The sequence below is a fragment of the Streptomyces sp. NRRL B-1347 genome, assembly GCF_000720325.1.
In the GTDB taxonomy this organism is placed as follows: domain Bacteria; phylum Actinomycetota; class Actinomycetes; order Streptomycetales; family Streptomycetaceae; genus Streptomyces.
Window position 1 is genome coordinate 1 of sequence record NZ_JOJM01000293.1, and the last position, 288, is coordinate 288.

Annotated in this window: 1 pseudogene; it reads right to left on the reverse strand. The window is 68.4% G+C overall.

Annotated elements, in window-relative coordinates:
• A pseudogene (locus IG74_RS0145040) lies at nt 1-250 on the reverse strand (hypothetical protein); the annotation flags it as partial.
• Between the last annotated feature and the right edge of the window lie 38 nt (nt 251-288).

Here is a 288-nt window from a genome sequence, read left to right on the forward strand (position 1 = left end):
CCCCCTCACGGCGGACCTTGCCGGAGAAGTGGCCTGCGGCACGGACCCGGCCGGTCTGGGCGACCGTGCCGTCCAGCAGGACGTAGCTGTCGGCGTGATGGCTGGTGAGGGCCTCCGTCAACGAGGGCGCGTACGCGGCGAGACGCTCGATCGTGTCGTTCACGTAGCGCCAGGCCGTGGCCACACCGATACCGAAGCCCGCGGCGATGGCGACTTGGCAAACCAGCGGGATGCCCCGTTCGTCACGCACCCGACAACATACTGTCACCGCCCAACCCACAAACCGTA